Source organism: Marinobacterium lutimaris (assembly GCF_900108065.1).
Classification (GTDB): domain Bacteria; phylum Pseudomonadota; class Gammaproteobacteria; order Pseudomonadales; family Balneatricaceae; genus Marinobacterium_D; species Marinobacterium_D lutimaris.
This window is the reverse complement of sequence record NZ_FNVQ01000004.1, coordinates 273,383-287,161: the sequence shown is the minus strand read 5'-3', so window position 1 is coordinate 287,161 and position 13,779 is coordinate 273,383. Positions and strand designations below refer to the sequence as shown.

Annotated in this window: 27 protein-coding genes; all 27 read left to right on the top strand. The window is 54.4% G+C overall.

Features of this window, described 5'->3' with window-relative positions; all coding sequences use genetic code 11:
- Positions 1-26: 26 nt before the first annotated feature.
- The 27 genes from tuf to rpsD all read left to right on the top strand — a co-directional run bounded on the left by tuf (position 27) and on the right by rpsD (position 13,759).
- The gene (gene tuf, locus C4S72_RS18430; RefSeq protein ID WP_104004651.1) at positions 27-1,220 is read left to right on the top strand and encodes an elongation factor Tu; all 1,194 of its coding nucleotides are present in this window, start codon (positions 27-29) and stop codon (positions 1,218-1,220) included.
- Between the two features lie 211 nt (positions 1,221-1,431).
- Positions 1,432-1,743 carry a 30S ribosomal protein S10 gene (gene rpsJ / locus C4S72_RS18425; RefSeq protein WP_104004650.1) on the top strand — a complete coding sequence of 104 codons (312 nt, stop codon included), beginning with the start codon at positions 1,432-1,434 and terminating at the stop codon, positions 1,741-1,743.
- Positions 1,744-1,854: 111 nt separating this feature from the next.
- Positions 1,855-2,493 (top strand): 50S ribosomal protein L3, encoded by a 639-nt coding sequence (gene rplC, locus C4S72_RS18420; RefSeq protein WP_104004649.1) that lies wholly within the window; start codon positions 1,855-1,857, stop codon positions 2,491-2,493.
- A gap of 11 nt (positions 2,494-2,504) precedes the next feature.
- On the top strand, positions 2,505-3,110 hold the full coding sequence (rplD, locus tag C4S72_RS18415; RefSeq protein WP_104004648.1) for a 50S ribosomal protein L4: 606 nt from the start codon (positions 2,505-2,507) through the stop codon (positions 3,108-3,110).
- Entirely contained in the window at positions 3,107-3,403 is a 297-nt protein-coding gene (gene rplW / locus C4S72_RS18410) for a 50S ribosomal protein L23 (protein ID WP_104004647.1), read from the top strand. The genes rplD and rplW overlap by 4 nt, the downstream gene beginning before the upstream one ends.
- A 14-nt stretch (positions 3,404-3,417) precedes the next feature.
- Positions 3,418-4,245 carry a 50S ribosomal protein L2 gene (rplB, locus tag C4S72_RS18405; protein WP_104004646.1) on the top strand — a complete coding sequence of 276 codons (828 nt, stop codon included), beginning with the start codon at positions 3,418-3,420 and terminating at the stop codon, positions 4,243-4,245.
- A 12-nt stretch (positions 4,246-4,257) separates the two neighbouring features.
- Positions 4,258-4,536, top strand: a complete 279-nt coding sequence (gene rpsS, locus C4S72_RS18400) for a 30S ribosomal protein S19 (RefSeq protein WP_104004645.1) — start codon at positions 4,258-4,260, stop codon at positions 4,534-4,536.
- A 7-nt stretch (positions 4,537-4,543) separates the two neighbouring features.
- Positions 4,544-4,876: a large ribosomal subunit protein uL22 gene (gene rplV, locus C4S72_RS18395; protein WP_456085546.1), complete on the top strand. Its 333-nt coding sequence runs from the start codon at positions 4,544-4,546 to the stop codon at positions 4,874-4,876.
- A 25-nt stretch (positions 4,877-4,901) separates the two neighbouring features.
- A complete protein-coding gene (rpsC, locus tag C4S72_RS18390) occupies positions 4,902-5,582 on the top strand; it encodes a 30S ribosomal protein S3 (RefSeq protein WP_104004643.1) in 681 nt (226 codons plus the stop codon).
- 11 nt (positions 5,583-5,593) lie between these two features.
- Positions 5,594-6,007, top strand: a complete 414-nt coding sequence (rplP, locus tag C4S72_RS18385; RefSeq protein WP_104004642.1) for a 50S ribosomal protein L16 — start codon at positions 5,594-5,596, stop codon at positions 6,005-6,007.
- Positions 6,007-6,201 carry a 50S ribosomal protein L29 gene (rpmC, locus tag C4S72_RS18380; protein ID WP_104004641.1) on the top strand — a complete coding sequence of 65 codons (195 nt, stop codon included), beginning with the start codon at positions 6,007-6,009 and terminating at the stop codon, positions 6,199-6,201. The genes rplP and rpmC overlap by 1 nt, the downstream gene beginning before the upstream one ends.
- Positions 6,198-6,461, top strand: a complete 264-nt coding sequence (rpsQ, locus tag C4S72_RS18375) for a 30S ribosomal protein S17 (protein ID WP_104004640.1) — start codon at positions 6,198-6,200, stop codon at positions 6,459-6,461. The genes rpmC and rpsQ overlap by 4 nt, the downstream gene beginning before the upstream one ends.
- A gap of 80 nt (positions 6,462-6,541) precedes the next feature.
- Complete coding sequence (gene rplN, locus C4S72_RS18370; RefSeq protein WP_027853970.1) at positions 6,542-6,910, top strand: 50S ribosomal protein L14; 369 nt, start codon at positions 6,542-6,544, stop codon at positions 6,908-6,910.
- 100 nt (positions 6,911-7,010) lie between these two features.
- Positions 7,011-7,334, top strand: a complete 324-nt coding sequence (gene rplX, locus C4S72_RS18365) for a 50S ribosomal protein L24 (RefSeq protein ID WP_104004639.1) — start codon at positions 7,011-7,013, stop codon at positions 7,332-7,334.
- Positions 7,335-7,349: 15 nt separating this feature from the next.
- Positions 7,350-7,889, top strand: coding sequence for a 50S ribosomal protein L5 (gene rplE, locus C4S72_RS18360; RefSeq protein WP_104004638.1), 540 nt, complete (start codon positions 7,350-7,352; stop codon positions 7,887-7,889).
- Positions 7,890-7,904: 15 nt separating this feature from the next.
- Positions 7,905-8,210, top strand: a complete 306-nt coding sequence (gene rpsN, locus C4S72_RS18355; RefSeq protein WP_104004637.1) for a 30S ribosomal protein S14 — start codon at positions 7,905-7,907, stop codon at positions 8,208-8,210.
- 92 nt (positions 8,211-8,302) lie between these two features.
- Entirely contained in the window at positions 8,303-8,695 is a 393-nt protein-coding gene (rpsH, locus tag C4S72_RS18350; protein WP_104004636.1) for a 30S ribosomal protein S8, read from the top strand.
- 11 nt (positions 8,696-8,706) lie between these two features.
- Positions 8,707-9,240, top strand: a complete 534-nt coding sequence (gene rplF, locus C4S72_RS18345) for a 50S ribosomal protein L6 (RefSeq protein WP_104004635.1) — start codon at positions 8,707-8,709, stop codon at positions 9,238-9,240.
- A gap of 9 nt (positions 9,241-9,249) precedes the next feature.
- Positions 9,250-9,600: a 50S ribosomal protein L18 gene (gene rplR, locus C4S72_RS18340; RefSeq protein ID WP_104004634.1), complete on the top strand. Its 351-nt coding sequence runs from the start codon at positions 9,250-9,252 to the stop codon at positions 9,598-9,600.
- An 11-nt stretch (positions 9,601-9,611) separates the two neighbouring features.
- Positions 9,612-10,115 (top strand): 30S ribosomal protein S5, encoded by a 504-nt coding sequence (rpsE, locus tag C4S72_RS18335; RefSeq protein WP_104004633.1) that lies wholly within the window; start codon positions 9,612-9,614, stop codon positions 10,113-10,115.
- A 3-nt stretch (positions 10,116-10,118) separates the two neighbouring features.
- Positions 10,119-10,301, top strand: a complete 183-nt coding sequence (gene rpmD / locus C4S72_RS18330; protein ID WP_104004632.1) for a 50S ribosomal protein L30 — start codon at positions 10,119-10,121, stop codon at positions 10,299-10,301.
- 13 nt (positions 10,302-10,314) lie between these two features.
- Complete coding sequence (gene rplO, locus C4S72_RS18325) at positions 10,315-10,749, top strand: 50S ribosomal protein L15 (protein WP_104004631.1); 435 nt, start codon at positions 10,315-10,317, stop codon at positions 10,747-10,749.
- Positions 10,750-12,075 (top strand): preprotein translocase subunit SecY, encoded by a 1,326-nt coding sequence (gene secY / locus C4S72_RS18320; RefSeq protein WP_104004630.1) that lies wholly within the window; start codon positions 10,750-10,752, stop codon positions 12,073-12,075.
- 17 nt (positions 12,076-12,092) lie between these two features.
- Complete coding sequence (gene rpmJ / locus C4S72_RS18315) at positions 12,093-12,209, top strand: 50S ribosomal protein L36 (protein ID WP_007021200.1); 117 nt, start codon at positions 12,093-12,095, stop codon at positions 12,207-12,209.
- A 148-nt stretch (positions 12,210-12,357) separates the two neighbouring features.
- A complete protein-coding gene (rpsM, locus tag C4S72_RS18310) occupies positions 12,358-12,714 on the top strand; it encodes a 30S ribosomal protein S13 (RefSeq protein ID WP_104004629.1) in 357 nt (118 codons plus the stop codon).
- Positions 12,715-12,733: 19 nt separating this feature from the next.
- Positions 12,734-13,123, top strand: coding sequence for a 30S ribosomal protein S11 (gene rpsK / locus C4S72_RS18305; protein WP_027853983.1), 390 nt, complete (start codon positions 12,734-12,736; stop codon positions 13,121-13,123).
- Between the two features lie 15 nt (positions 13,124-13,138).
- Positions 13,139-13,759 carry a 30S ribosomal protein S4 gene (rpsD, locus tag C4S72_RS18300; protein WP_104004628.1) on the top strand — a complete coding sequence of 207 codons (621 nt, stop codon included), beginning with the start codon at positions 13,139-13,141 and terminating at the stop codon, positions 13,757-13,759.
- The last annotated feature ends 20 nt before the right edge of the window (positions 13,760-13,779 follow it).

The following is a 13,779-nucleotide window of genomic DNA, read 5'->3' as shown; positions in this document are numbered from 1 at the left end:
ATTGCTTGATTTAAGAGGATATACTCGTGGCTAAAGAAGCATTTTCCCGTAGCAAGCCGCACGTAAACGTCGGCACTATCGGTCACGTTGACCATGGTAAAACCACTCTGACTGCTGCGCTGACTCGCGTATGTTCAGAAGTTTGGGGCGGCGCTGCCGTTGCGTTTGACGGTATCGATAAGGCACCGGAAGAGCGTGATCGTGGTATCACCATCAACACTTCTCACGTTGAGTACGAGTCCCCGACTCGCCACTACGCGCACGTTGACTGCCCGGGGCACGCTGACTACGTCAAGAACATGATCACCGGTGCTGCTCAGATGGACGGCGCTATCCTGGTATGTTCCGCTGCTGACGGCCCCATGCCGCAGACTCGTGAGCACATCCTGCTGTCTCGTCAGGTTGGCGTACCGTACATCGTAGTCTTCCTGAACAAAGCCGACATGGTCGACGACGAAGAGCTGCTCGAGCTGGTCGAAATGGAAGTCCGCGAACTGCTGGACAACTACGACTTCCCGGGTGACGACACTCCGATCATCGTTGGTTCTGCGCTGATGGCTCTGAACGGCGAAGACGACAACGAAATGGGTACTACCGCTGTTAAGAAGCTGGTTGAAACCCTGGACGAATACATCCCGGAACCGGAGCGTGCGATCGATCAGCCGTTCCTGATGCCGATCGAGGACGTATTCTCTATCTCTGGTCGTGGTACCGTTGTTACCGGTCGTATCGAGCGTGGCATCCTGAAAACTGGCGACACCATCGAGATCTTCGGTATTCGTGATACCCAGACTACTACCTGTACTGGTGTTGAAATGTTCCGCAAACTGCTTGACGAAGGTCGTGCAGGCGAGAACGTTGGTGCGCTGCTGCGTGGTACCAAGCGTGACGAAGTTGAGCGTGGTCAGGTCCTGTCTAAGCCGGGCTCTATCACTCCGCACACTGGCTTCGAAGGCGAAGTATACGTACTGAGCAAAGAAGAAGGTGGTCGTCACACTCCGTTCTTCAAAGGCTACCGTCCGCAGTTCTACTTCCGTACTACCGATATCACTGGTGCGGTTGAGCTGCCGGAAGGCGTTGAGATGGTAATGCCGGGCGACAACGTCCAGATGAACGTTACCCTGATCAACCCGATCGCGATGGAAGAAGGTCTGCGCTTCGCTATCCGTGAAGGCGGCCGTACTGTTGGTGCTGGCGTGGTTTCTAAAATCACTGCTTAATCCAACAAGCTGAACGCTTAAAAAAGGCCCTCATTCGAGGGCCTTTTTTGTATACCTCTCCGAAAGCGCAGAGCCCCTTACTGCGTATTGGTTAAAATTTGTACCTTTTCTGTTGACGCTGGCTCGGCCCCTGAGTAAAATTTGCGTCCCCTTTAACCGAGGGGAGGTCGGCTATTGCCGTAATGAAACTTACAGGAAATGCGTGATCAGAATGCAGAACCAAAAAATCAGAATTCGTCTGAAGGCTTTTGATCATCGCCTGATCGACTCATCCGCTCTGGAGATCGTTGAGACTGCAAAGCGGACCGGTGCTCAGGTGTGTGGTCCGATCCCACTTCCTACCCGCAAAGAGCGTTACACCGTCCTGGTTTCTCCGCACGTCAACAAAGACGCGCGTGATCAGTACGAAATCCGTACGCACAAGCGAGTCCTCGACATCGTTGAGCCGACAGAAAAAACTGTCGACGCACTGATGAAGCTGGATCTGGCTGCGGGTGTCGAAGTGCAGATCAGCCTCGGCTAATCAGCACTGCGCAGAATTATTAACTTAATGAAGCGCTATTTGTGGAATGCTCCTGAAAAGGGCAGCCATAGCGGGTGACAGCCCCGTACACAACTGGCAAGAGGTAAAAAAATGTCTGTAGGACTTATCGGACGTAAAGCGGGTATGACTCGCATCTTCACAGATGAGGGCGTGTCCGTGCCAGTCACCGTCATCGAGGTGGAACCGAACCGTGTAACCAGCGTTAAGTCAGTTGAAGCTGACGGCTACGCTGCAGTGCAGGTGACTACCGGTGCTAAGAAGGCTAACCGCCTGTCTAAGCCGGAAGCTGGTCACTTTGCCAAGGCTGGCGTCGAAGCCGGTCGCGGTTTGTGGGAGTTCCGCGTGAATGGTGATGAGGGAATCAACGTCGGCGACGCGCTGACAGTTGAGCGCTTCGAAGCAGGTCAGAAAGTTGACGTAACAGGTCAGTCTAAAGGTAAAGGCTTCCAGGGCGGCGTTAAGCGCTGGAACTTCCGTACCCAGGATATGACTCACGGTAACTCTCTTTCTCACCGTGCTCCGGGTTCCATTGGTCAGTGCCAGACCCCGGGTCGTGTCTTCAAAGGTAAGAAGATGGCAGGTCACATGGGCGCCGAGCGCTGCACAGTCCAGACTCTGGAAATCGTGCGCGTTGACGCTGAGCGTAATCTGCTGATCGTCAAGGGTGCTGTTCCTGGCGCTCCGGGCGGTGACGTCATCGTTAAACCTGCTGTTAAAGCACGCGGCTGAGGGAGGTTTCCATGAATCTGAATCTGACTGGAGCCAACGGTTCGGTTGAAGTATCCGAACTGGCTTTTGGTAAAGAGTTCAATGAGGCACTGGTACACCAGGTCGTTACTGCTTACATGGCAGCTGGCCGTCAGGGTACCAAAGCCCAGAAAAACCGCGCTGCCGTTTCCGGCGGTGGTGCAAAGCCCTTCCGTCAGAAGGGTACCGGTCGTGCTCGTCAGGGTACTACCCGTTCGCCGATCTGGCGCACCGGTGGTGTCACTTTCGCTGCGCAGCCGCGTGACTTCGCTCAGAAGGTTAACAAGAAGATGTACCGCGCTGCGATGCGCTGCATCCTGTCTGAGCTGGTGCGTCAGGAGCGTCTCGTTGTTGTAGAAGAGTTCGCTGTCGAAGCACCGAAGACCAAGCCGTTTATCGCCAAGCTGAAAGAGCTTGAGCTGGACAACGCGCTGCTGATCACTGAAGACGTAGAACAGAACCTGTACCTGGCTGCACGTAACGTACCGCACGTTGACGTACGCGATGCTGCTGGTATCGACCCGGTTAGCCTGGTTGGTTTTGAAAAGGTTCTGATCACCGTGCCGGCACTCAAGAAGATCGAGGAGGTGTACGCATGAACCCGGAACGCATCTATAAAGTGCTGCTCGGTCCGCACATCTCTGAGAAGGCCACTATCGTCGCTGAGGGTACCCAGCAGGTAGTGTTCCGCGTTTCTTCAGACGCGACCAAGCCGGAAATCAAGAAAGCGGTTGAAGAACTGTTCAACGTAAAAGTTGAAGGCGTCAACGTACTGAACATCAAGGGCAAAACCAAGCGCACTCAGCGTGGCATGGGTAAGCGCTCTGATGTTCGTAAAGCGTACGTTCGACTGGCCGACGGTTCTGAGATCGATTTCCTGGCTGGCGAATAAGAGGGGTTTGAATAATGGCAATCGTTAAAGCAAAGCCGACCTCTGCCGGACGTCGTCACGTCGTTAAGGTAAGCGGTGCTGACCTGTACAAGGGTAAGCCGCACGCAGCTCTGGTCGAGAAAAACGCTAAGACTGGCGGTCGTAACAACAATGGACGGATCACTACCCGTCACATTGGCGGTGGTCACAAGCATCACTACCGCGTCATCGACTTCCGTCGCAACAAGGATGGTATCCCCGCTGTAATCGAGCGTGTTGAATACGATCCTAACCGTTCTGCGCACATCGCGCTGCTGAAATACGCCGATGGCGAGCGTCGCTACATTATCGCTCCTAAAGGTCTGACAGCTGGTGCTGCAGTGCAGTCTGGTGAAATCGCCGACATCAAGCCGGGTAACGCTATGCCGCTGCGCAACGTGCCGCTGGGTAGCACCGTGCATTGTGTCGAACTCAAGCCTGGTAAAGGTGCACAGCTGGCTCGCTCTGCGGGTGCTTCTGCTCAGCTGGTCGCTCGCGATGGTGCTTACGCTACTCTGCGTCTGCGCTCTGGCGAAATGCGCAAGGTTCTGGCCGAGTGCCGCGCGACCCTGGGTGAAGTGAGCAACTCTGAACACAGCCTGCGTCAGCTGGGTAAAGCCGGTGCTAAGCGCTGGCGTGGTGTTCGCCCGACCGTTCGCGGTGTGGCGATGAACCCGGTTGATCACCCGCACGGTGGTGGTGAGGGTCGTACCTCTGGTGGTCGTCACCCGGTTACTCCGTGGGGCGTTCCGACCAAGGGTCACAAAACCCGTAAGAACAAGCGTACCGATAAACTGATCGTACGCCGTCGTCAGGCTAAATAAGAGGAATCAGCTGTGCCACGTTCACTGAAGAAAGGTCCGTTTATCGACCTTCACCTGCTGAAAAAGGTAGAAGCTGCAATCGAAGCTAACGAGCGTCGTCCGATCAAGACCTGGTCACGTCGTTCTACTGTCTTCCCGAACTTTGTCGGGCTGACGATTGCAGTACATAACGGCCGTCAGCATGTCCCGGTGTTCATCACCGAAGACATGGTCGGTCATAAACTAGGTGAGTTCGCTGCTACTCGTACATACCGCGGTCATGCAGCCGACAAGAAGGCCAAGAAGAAGTAAGGGGTAGATGATGGAAGTTATCGCCAAGCATAAAGGCGCCCGCATCTCCGCCCAGAAGGCCCGTCTGGTCGCAGATCAGATCCGTGGTAAGTCTGTGGGCGAAGCTCTGAATATCCTGGCGTTCAGCAACAAGAAAGGTGCTGATCTCGTCAAGAAGGTGCTGGAGTCTGCAATTGCAAACGCAGAGCATAACGAAGGCGCTGATGTCGACGAACTGCGCGTGTCTGCAATCTTCGTTGATGAAGGTATGACTATGAAGCGCATCATGCCGCGTGCCAAAGGCCGCGCTGATCGCATTCTGAAGCGTACCTCACACATCACCGTCAAGGTCGCTGACTAAGCGCTGAAAGCCAGGAGAGTTTGATATGGGTCAGAAAGTAAACCCGACCGGTATTCGGCTTGGTGTCATTAAGGATCACACTTCTGTGTGGTACGCCGACAAAGCCGACTATGCCAACAAACTGCTGAACGATCTTCAGGTACGTAGCTACCTGGAAGGACAGCTGAAGAACGCGTCTGTAAGCCGTATCGAGATCGAGCGTCCGGCTCAGAACGCACGTATCACTATCCATACAGCCCGCCCGGGTATCGTTATCGGTAAGAAGGGTGAGGATGTCGAGAAGCTGCGTAACGCTGTTTCTGAGATGATGGGTGTGCCTGTTCACATCAACATCGAAGAAGTACGCAAGCCGGATCTGGATGCCAAGCTGGTCGCCCAGGGCGTAGCCAGCCAGCTCGAGCGCCGCGTAATGTTCCGTCGTGCCATGAAGCGCGCGGTTCAGAACGCTATGCGTATCGGCGCTAAAGGTATCAAGATTCAGCTGGGTGGCCGTCTCGGTGGCGCTGAAATCGCACGTACCGAATGGTACCGCGAAGGTCGTGTGCCCCTGCACACCCTGCGTGCTGATATCGACTACGCCACCTATGAAGCGCACACCACTTACGGTGTGATCGGCGTGAAAGTATGGATCTTCAAAGGCGAGATCCTCGGCGGCCTGGAACAGGTTCGTGCCGAGAAGAAAGCGCCTGCGAAGAAAGGTAAGTGAGGTAGACGTCAATGCTGCAACCGAAACGTCTCAAATTCCGCAAAATGCACAAAGGCCGCAACCGTGGTCTGGCGCAGCGCGGTAGCAAGGTCAGCTTTGGTGAATTCGCTCTGAAAGCGACTGATCGCGGTCGTATTACAGCGCGTCAGATCGAAGCTGCCCGTCGTACCATGACTCGTCACGTAAAGCGTGGTGGTAAGATCTGGATCCGTATTTTCCCGGACAAGCCGATCACTACCAAGCCGCTTGAAGTTCGTATGGGTAAAGGTAAGGGTAACGTGGAGTACTGGGTCGCTCAGATTCAGCCGGGTAAAGTACTGTTCGAAATGAGCGGTGTTCCGGAAGATCTGGCTCAGGAAGCCTTCGCCCTGGCGGCCGCCAAGCTGCCGGTTCAGACAACCTTTGTTAAGCGGACGGTGATGTGATGAAAGCACAAGAACTGCGTGACAAGTCCGTAGAAGAGCTGCAGCAGTCTCTGCTGGATCTTCTGAAGGACCAGTTCAACCTGCGTATGCAGAAGGCAACTGGCCAGCTGGCACAGACGCACCTGCTGGGTCAGGTTCGTCGCGACATCGCTCGCGTTAAGACAGTACTCACAGAAAAGCAGGTGGCTAAATGAGCGCTGAAAAACGTACTCGTACTGTGACCGGCAAGGTCGTAAGTGACAAGATGGATAAGACCATCACAGTTCTGGTCGAGCGTCGTGAGAAGCACCCGCTTTACGGCAAGTACATCAAACGCTCTACCAAACTGCACGCTCACGATGAGAAGAATGAGTGTCAGATGGGTGACCTGGTGACCATCGCCGAAACTCGCCCGCTGTCCAAGACCAAAACTTGGTCTCTGGTTCGCATTGAAGAGCGCGCAGCTAAGGTGTAATATATTGCGCCTTGCTGCTCCAAGTTGCCGGTTCGCCTGCTGTGAGGCAGGCGACTGGAAATAAGTTTGTGGAGTAGACCATGATTCAGACTGAAACGATGCTTGATGTGGCTGACAACAGCGGCGCCAAGCGTGTGCAGTGTATTAAGGTCCTGGGTGGTTCTCACCGTCGTTACGCTTCTGTTGGTGACATTATCAAAGTCACCGTTAAAGAAGCGATTCCGCGCGGTAAGGTCAAAAAAGGCCAGGTCCTTAAGGCTGTCGTAGTGCGTACCCGTAAAGGTGTTCGTCGTCCTGACGGTTCACTGATCCGCTTTGATACTAACTCTGCGGTTCTGTTGAACAACAACGATGCACCTATCGGTACTCGTATCTTCGGCCCAGTAACGCGTGAACTTCGCTCTGAGAAGTTCATGAAGATCATTTCCCTGGCGCCTGAAGTGCTCTAAGACCCTGATTTAATTCAGGGCTCTTGCGAAAACGCCAATCCCGAGAGGGCTTGGCGTTTTTGAGCATGAGGAAGGTAGTAGGAAACGAAGGTAAATCTAAATGCGTAAGATTCGTCGCGACGATGAAGTCATCGTGATCGCAGGAAAAGACAAGGGCAAGCGTGGCAAAGTCATGCGCGTCCTGGAAAACGATCGTCTGATCGTGTCTGGCATCAACATGATTAAGAAACACCAGAAGCCGAACCCGATGCTGCAGCAGCAGGGTGGCATTGTTGAGAAGGAAGCGGCTATCGCTACCTCCAACGTTGCTATCTTCAACGCTCAGACCGGCAAGGGTGATCGTGTAGGCTTCAAGCTGCTTGAAGACGGCACCAAGGTACGTTTCTTCAAGTCCACCGGCGAGCTCGTCGCCGGAGATAAGTAAGAGAGGTTGGTGCAAATGTCCAGACTGAAAGCGCTTTACGAAAATGAAGTTAAGGGCCAGCTGAAAGAAGAGCTGAGCTCCCCGAACGTGATGGCAGTTCCCCGCATCACCAAAATCACCCTGAACATGGGTGTTGGTGAAGCTCTGGGTGACAAGAAGCAGCTTGAAAACGCTGTTGCTGATATGACCGCCATCGCTGGTCAGAAGCCGATCGTTACCAAAGCACGCAAATCTATCGCGGGCTTCAAGGTACGTGAAGGCTGGCCGATTGGCTGCAAGGTTACTCTGCGTGGCGAGCGCATGTGGGAATTCCTCGACCGTCTGGTCGATATCTCCATCCCGCGTATCCGCGACTTCCGTGGTCTCAGCTCCAAGTCATTCGACGGCCGCGGTAACTACAGCATGGGTGTGAAAGAGCAGATCATCTTCCCGGAAATCGACTACGACAAAGTCGATAAGCTGCGTGGTCTCGATATCACTATTACCACTACGGCGAAGAACAACGACGAAGGTCGTGCTCTTCTGGCTGCGCTGCAGTTCCCGTTCAAGAAATAAGACAGGGATTGAACCATGGCTAAAGTTTCTATGATCAATCGTGAGCTCAAGCGTGAAAAGCTGGTGAACAAATACGCCGCTAAACGCGCTCAGCTCAAAGCAATTGTTGCTAGCCCGAACAGCTCAGAAGATGAGGTTTGGGAAGCACAGATCGCGCTGCAGAAGCTGCCGCGTGATGCTAGCCCGGTACGCAAACAGCGTCGTTGCCAGGTGACCGGTCGTCCGCACGGTGTATACCGTAAGTTCGGACTGTGCCGTAACAAACTGCGCGAAGCTGCGATGCGTGGCGATGTCCCGGGCCTGAAGAAGGCGAGCTGGTAAGTCCACTCGCTTAACGGTAAGCACGGCGGTCTGGGCGAAACCCGTGAGGGCTTCGCTACCGCGCCGCGCTGCACTAAGAGGATGTTAAAAGCATGAGTATGCAAGACACACTCGCGGATATGTTCACCCGTATCCGTAACGGACACATGGCTGAGAAACAGGCTGTGTCCCTGCCGTCCTCCAAGCAGAAGCTGGCTGTTGCCCAGGTTCTGAAAGAGGAAGGTTACATTGCTGACTACGCAGTAGAAGGTGATGTTAAGCCGGTACTGACCATCGAACTGAAATACTTCGAAGGTAAGCCGGTTATCGAAAGCATTAAGCGTGTTAGCCGCCCCAGTCTGCGTGTGTACAAAAACGTAGGTGAGCTGCCGAAAGTCGCTGATGGTCTCGGTGTCGCAATTATCTCAACCAGCAAAGGCGTCATGACCGATCGCGCCGCTCGTGAAGCGGGAATCGGTGGTGAAGTTGTCTGCACGGTCTTCTAAGAGGTATTCCGATGTCACGAATTGCGAAGAAACCCGTAGCAGTACCGTCAGGCGTTGAAATCAAGATCGATGGCCAGGCTGTTACCGCCAAGGGTAAAAATGGCCAGCTCGTTCTGGACGTACATCCGGTTGTCTCCGTTGAGCAGGCTGAAGGCGAACTGACCTTCGCGCCGCGCGACGGCTCCAAGACCTCTATGGCTCTGACCGGCACCGTACGCTCACTGGTTAACAACATGGTGGTCGGCGTAAGCGAAGGCTTTACTAAAACCCTGACGCTGCAGGGCGTGGGTTACCGTGCTGCAGCCAAAGGCAAGGTTCTGAACCTGACCCTGGGCTTCTCTCACCCGATCGATTACGAACTGCCTGAAGGCGTTTCTGCGGAAACTCCTAATCCGACCACAGTGATTATCAGCGGCGCTGATAAGCAGTCTGTTGGTCAGGTGGCTGCAGAAGTTCGCGGTTTCCGTCCGCCTGAGCCTTACAAAGGCAAGGGTGTTCGTTATGCCGACGAATTTGTACGCCGCAAAGAGGCTAAGAAGAAGTAAGGCAGGGTCATGAACGTAAAGAAAGAAGCTCGTATCCGTCGTGCTCGCCGCGCTCGCGCTAACATGCGTGAACAGGGCGCCGTACGTCTGTGCGTCAACCGCACCCCGCGTCACATCTACGCTCAGGTCATCGCTGCCGACGGCAGCCAGGTGCTCGCTAGCGCCTCTACTGTTGAGAAAGATCTGCGCGAAGGTTTTACCGGTAACATCGAAGCGGCCAAGAAGGTCGGCGCTCTGATCGCATCCCGTGCGAAAGAAGCTGGTGTTACTCAGGTTGCGTTTGACCGCTCAGGTTTCAAATACCACGGTCGTGTAGCAGCGCTTGCTGATGCTGCTCGCGAAGGCGGCCTGGAATTCTAAAGGTTTCGAATATGGCAAATCACGAACAGAAAGACGGTGAACTGCAGGAGAAGCTTGTTCAGGTAAACCGTGTCGCCAAAGTGGTCAAAGGCGGTCGTATTTTCGGTTTTACCGCGCTGACTGTAGTTGGTGATGGCAATGGTCGTGTCGGTTTCGGACGTGGCAAGGCGCGTGAAGTGCCTGTCGCTATCCAGAAAGCGATGGAACAGGCTCGTCGCAACATGGTAAGCGTTAACCTGAACGGTCACACGCTGCAGTACCCGGTCAAAGCCAACCACGGCTCTGCCAAGGTTTACATGCAGCCGGCCTCTGAAGGTACCGGTATCATCGCTGGTGGCGCTATGCGTTCAGTTCTCGAACTGGCAGGCGTTCACAACGTACTGGCTAAGTGCTACGGCTCTACCAACCCGGTAAACGTTGTCCGTGCGACCGTTAAAGGCCTGGCTTCCATGAAGTCACCGGAAGATGTTGCTGCTAAGCGTGGCAAATCTGTCGACGAGATCCTGGGGAGCTAAAACATGGCTGACAAGATCAAGGTAACACTGGTACGCAGCCCGATCGGCACCCTGCCCAAGCATAAAGCTTGCGTGAAGGGCCTGGGCCTGCGCCGCATCGGTCACGTTGTGGAAGTGGAAGACACTCCGGCAGTACGTGGCATGATCAACAAAGTTAACTACATGGTTCAGGTAGTTAGCGAGTAAGAGGAGTGACCCAATGCGTTTGAACTCTCTGCGCCCGGGCGCCGGCTCCAAACACGCTCCCAAGCGTGTCGGTCGTGGTATCGGTTCCGGTCTGGGTAAGACTGGTGGCCGCGGCCACAAGGGTTTGAAATCCCGCTCTGGCGGTAGTGTAAACCCGGGTTTTGAAGGCGGTCAGATGCCGATCCAGCGTCGTCTGCCGAAATTTGGCTTCAACTCCCGTAAAGCGCGTTACGTCGCTGAGATCCGCCTCAACGAGCTGGTTGCAGCTGGCGTTGAAGTGGTTGATCTGGACGCGCTGAAACAGGCAGACATCATCAAGCAGGAAATCAAAACTGCGCGCGTGATCCTGTCTGGTGAGATCAATAAGGCAGTCACCGTTAAAGGTCTTAAAGTGACCAAAGGTGCTCAGGCTGCGATCGAAGCTGCTGGCGGTAAAGTCGAGGCGTAAATGGCTAAGAAAGGACAAATACCAGCGGGAAATCAGAGTGGGCTTGGCGAGCTTTGGGCACGCCTCCGCTTCGTTCTGATTGCGGTTATCGTTTACCGGATCGGGGCTCATATCCCGGTTCCCGGTATCAACCCGGACCGTCTCGCTGCGCTGTTTGATCAGAATCAGGGGACGATCCTGAGCCTGTTCAATATGTTCTCCGGTGGTGCGTTGGAGCGTATGTCGATCCTCGCACTGGGCATCATGCCGTACATCTCTGCATCTATTATCATGCAGTTGATGACGATTGTGAGTCCGACGCTGGAACAGTTGAAGAAAGAGGGCGAGGCGGGTCGTCGCAAGATCAACCAGTATACCCGTTATGCAACGGTGGTCTTGGCCACTGTGCAGTCGCTGGGTATGGCGGTCGGTCTGGCGAACCAGGGTGTGGCGTTTAGCGCCAGTATCAGCTTCTACTTCGTAGCGGTTGTGACTTTGGTAGCCGGTGCGGTCTTCCTGATGTGGCTTGGTGAACAGGTCACTGAGAAGGGGATCGGTAACGGTATCTCCATTTTGATCTTCGCAGGTATTGTGGCCGGCTTGCCCAGTGCAATCGGTCAGTCCTTTGAGGCGGCGCGTCAGGGTGATATGAACATCCTCGCGCTGCTGGCTATCGCTGTGATGGCGGTGGCGACTGTTGGGTTTGTCGTATTTATGGAACGCGGCCAGCGCCGTATCACCATTAACTACGCTAAACGTCAGCAGGGTCGCCGCGTATATGCCGCTCAGTCCAGCCACCTGCCGCTGAAAGTGAACATGGCCGGCGTTATCCCGCCGATCTTCGCTTCCAGTATTCTGCTGTTCCCGGCGTCAGTCGGTCAGTGGTTTGGTCAGGGTGAAGGCATGGGCTGGCTGCAGGATGTGGCTCTGGCTCTTGGGCCGGGACAGCCGTTGTACATTCTGCTGTTTGCAATTGCGATCGTGTTCTTCTGCTACTTCTACACTGCGATTGTTTTCAATCCGCGTGACGTGGCAGACAACCTGAAAAAATCAGGTGCCTTTATTCCTGGGATCCGTCCTGGTGAGCAGTCCGCACGCTATATCGACACGGTGTTGAGCCGCCTGACTCTGTTCGGCGCGCTGTATATCACCGCCGTGTCACTGATGCCGCAGTTCCTGGTCGTTGCATGGAACGTACCCTTCTACTTCGGTGGTACGTCTCTGCTGATCGTGGTTGTTGTGGTGATGGACTTTATGGCTCAGGTGCAATCACACCTGATGTCTCATCAGTACGAATCACTGATGAAAAAATCGAATCTTAAAGGCGGCGCAGGTCTCCTGCGCTAAGCCTAATGAGGTGGATCATGAAAGTACGCGCGTCTGTTAAAAAGATTTGCCGTAACTGCAAGATCGTACGTCGCAACGGTTCCGTGCGCGTGATCTGCAAAGTGGAACCCCGACACAAGCAGCGCCAGGGTTAATCCACGAATGGCTGGTTGTTGGGAGGCTGTGCTGCTCGACTTGATTTAAAAATGATCAAGGTGTAGTATTGCGCGCCTTCCACGAACTATTTGATTAAAACGGTTCCCGCAATTAGTCAGTCGGGGACAGAAATATGGAGTACATTGAATGGCCCGTATAGCTGGCGTCAATATTCCTGACAATAAGCATGCGGTAATTTCTCTGACTTACATTTACGGTATTGGCCGCACGACTGCTAAGCAGATCCTTGATGCTACCGGCATCGCCCCGACCACTAAGGTTGGTGATCTGTCTGAAGAGCAGCTCGATAATGTTCGTGGTGAAATTGCCAAGTTGACAGTTGAAGGCGACCTGCGTCGCGAAGTCAACATGAACATTAAGCGTCTTATGGACCTGGGTTGCTTCCGTGGCCTGCGTCACCGTCGCAACCTGCCGGTTCGCGGTCAGCGCAGCAAAACGAATGCTCGCACCCGTAAGGGACCGCGCAAGCCGATCCGTAAGTAAGCGATAGGAATTTCCGAATATGGCAAAGCCAGGTAATCGCACACGTAAAAAGGTTAAAAAGCAGGTAGCGGATGGCCTCGCGCACATCCACGCCTCTTTTAACAACACAATTATCACCATCACCGATCGCCAGGGTAACGCACTGTCTTGGGCGACCTCCGGTGGTTCAGGTTTCCGTGGTTCTCGTAAGAGCACTCCGTTCGCTGCGCAGGTTGCTGCTGAGCGTGCCGGTAATGCTGCACTGGAATACGGTCTGAAAAACCTGGACGTGTTTGTGAAAGGCCCGGGTCCGGGTCGTGAGTCTGCAGTTCGCGCTCTGAACGGCTGCGGCTACAAGATCACAAACATCACCGATGTGACCCCGATTCCGCACAACGGCTGTCGCCCGCCGAAGAAGCGTCGCGTTTAATCTGGAGACAGTAATATGGCTCGTTATCTTGGACCTAAGTGCAAGCTGTCCCGCCGCGAAGGCACCGATCTCTTCCTGAAGAGCGGTGTTCGCGCACTCGACAGCAAGTGCAAAGCAGAAACAGTACCGGGAATGCACGGCGCCCGTCGCGGCCGCCTGTCTGACTACGGTCTGCAGCTGCGTGAAAAACAGAAAGTACGTCGTACCTACGGTGTTCTGGAACGCCAGTTCCGTAGCTACTACAAAGAAGCGGCTCGTCAGAAAGGCTCAACAGGTGAAGTCCTGCTGCAGCTTCTGGAAAGCCGTCTGGACAACGTCGTCTACCGCATGGGTTACGGTTCAACTCGCGCGGAAGCTCGTCAGATCGTCTCTCACCGTCAGATCACCGTTAACGGTCAGTCTGTGAATGTACCCTCTTACCAGGTACAGGAAGGTGACGTGATCGCGGTACGTGAGAAGTCTAAAAACCAGCTGCGCATCAAAGCTGCACTGGAACTGGCTGCTCAGCGTGCACCGGTTGAGTGGGTTGAGGTAGATACTGCGAAAATGGAAGGTGTCTTCAAGGCACGTCCTGAACGTAGCGATCTGTCTGCCGATATCAACGAGCACCTGATCGTTGAGCTCTACTCGAAGTAATTCTTGAACTCTTGACTGGT

Excerpts from the sequence above, each read along its gene's own strand:
- rpsJ (WP_104004650.1), top strand. The coding sequence starts at position 1,432 with ATGCAGAACCAAAAAATCAGAATTCGTCTGAAGGCTTTTGATCATCGC.
- secY (WP_104004630.1), top strand. The coding sequence starts at position 10,750 with ATGGCTAAGAAAGGACAAATACCAGCGGGAAATCAGAGTGGGCTTGGC.
- rplD (WP_104004648.1), top strand. The coding sequence starts at position 2,505 with ATGAATCTGAATCTGACTGGAGCCAACGGTTCGGTTGAAGTATCCGAA.
- rpmJ (WP_007021200.1), top strand. The coding sequence starts at position 12,093 with ATGAAAGTACGCGCGTCTGTTAAAAAGATTTGCCGTAACTGCAAGATC.
- rplC (WP_104004649.1), top strand. The coding sequence starts at position 1,855 with ATGTCTGTAGGACTTATCGGACGTAAAGCGGGTATGACTCGCATCTTC.
- rplO (WP_104004631.1), top strand. The coding sequence starts at position 10,315 with ATGCGTTTGAACTCTCTGCGCCCGGGCGCCGGCTCCAAACACGCTCCC.
- rplV (WP_456085546.1), top strand. The coding sequence starts at position 4,544 with ATGATGGAAGTTATCGCCAAGCATAAAGGCGCCCGCATCTCCGCCCAG.
- rpsE (WP_104004633.1), top strand. The coding sequence starts at position 9,612 with ATGGCAAATCACGAACAGAAAGACGGTGAACTGCAGGAGAAGCTTGTT.
- rplE (WP_104004638.1), top strand. The coding sequence starts at position 7,350 with ATGTCCAGACTGAAAGCGCTTTACGAAAATGAAGTTAAGGGCCAGCTG.
- rpsC (WP_104004643.1), top strand. The coding sequence starts at position 4,902 with ATGGGTCAGAAAGTAAACCCGACCGGTATTCGGCTTGGTGTCATTAAG.
- rpsH (WP_104004636.1), top strand. The coding sequence starts at position 8,303 with ATGAGTATGCAAGACACACTCGCGGATATGTTCACCCGTATCCGTAAC.
- rplW (WP_104004647.1), top strand. The coding sequence starts at position 3,107 with ATGAACCCGGAACGCATCTATAAAGTGCTGCTCGGTCCGCACATCTCT.
- rpsQ (WP_104004640.1), top strand. The coding sequence starts at position 6,198 with ATGAGCGCTGAAAAACGTACTCGTACTGTGACCGGCAAGGTCGTAAGT.
- rpmD (WP_104004632.1), top strand. The coding sequence starts at position 10,119 with ATGGCTGACAAGATCAAGGTAACACTGGTACGCAGCCCGATCGGCACC.
- rplN (WP_027853970.1), top strand. The coding sequence starts at position 6,542 with ATGATTCAGACTGAAACGATGCTTGATGTGGCTGACAACAGCGGCGCC.
- rplP (WP_104004642.1), top strand. The coding sequence starts at position 5,594 with ATGCTGCAACCGAAACGTCTCAAATTCCGCAAAATGCACAAAGGCCGC.
- rpsK (WP_027853983.1), top strand. The coding sequence starts at position 12,734 with ATGGCAAAGCCAGGTAATCGCACACGTAAAAAGGTTAAAAAGCAGGTA.
- rpsM (WP_104004629.1), top strand. The coding sequence starts at position 12,358 with ATGGCCCGTATAGCTGGCGTCAATATTCCTGACAATAAGCATGCGGTA.
- rpsN (WP_104004637.1), top strand. The coding sequence starts at position 7,905 with ATGGCTAAAGTTTCTATGATCAATCGTGAGCTCAAGCGTGAAAAGCTG.
- rpsD (WP_104004628.1), top strand. The coding sequence starts at position 13,139 with ATGGCTCGTTATCTTGGACCTAAGTGCAAGCTGTCCCGCCGCGAAGGC.
- rplF (WP_104004635.1), top strand. The coding sequence starts at position 8,707 with ATGTCACGAATTGCGAAGAAACCCGTAGCAGTACCGTCAGGCGTTGAA.
- rplX (WP_104004639.1), top strand. The coding sequence starts at position 7,011 with ATGCGTAAGATTCGTCGCGACGATGAAGTCATCGTGATCGCAGGAAAA.
- rpmC (WP_104004641.1), top strand. The coding sequence starts at position 6,007 with ATGAAAGCACAAGAACTGCGTGACAAGTCCGTAGAAGAGCTGCAGCAG.
- rplB (WP_104004646.1), top strand. The coding sequence starts at position 3,418 with ATGGCAATCGTTAAAGCAAAGCCGACCTCTGCCGGACGTCGTCACGTC.
- rplR (WP_104004634.1), top strand. The coding sequence starts at position 9,250 with ATGAACGTAAAGAAAGAAGCTCGTATCCGTCGTGCTCGCCGCGCTCGC.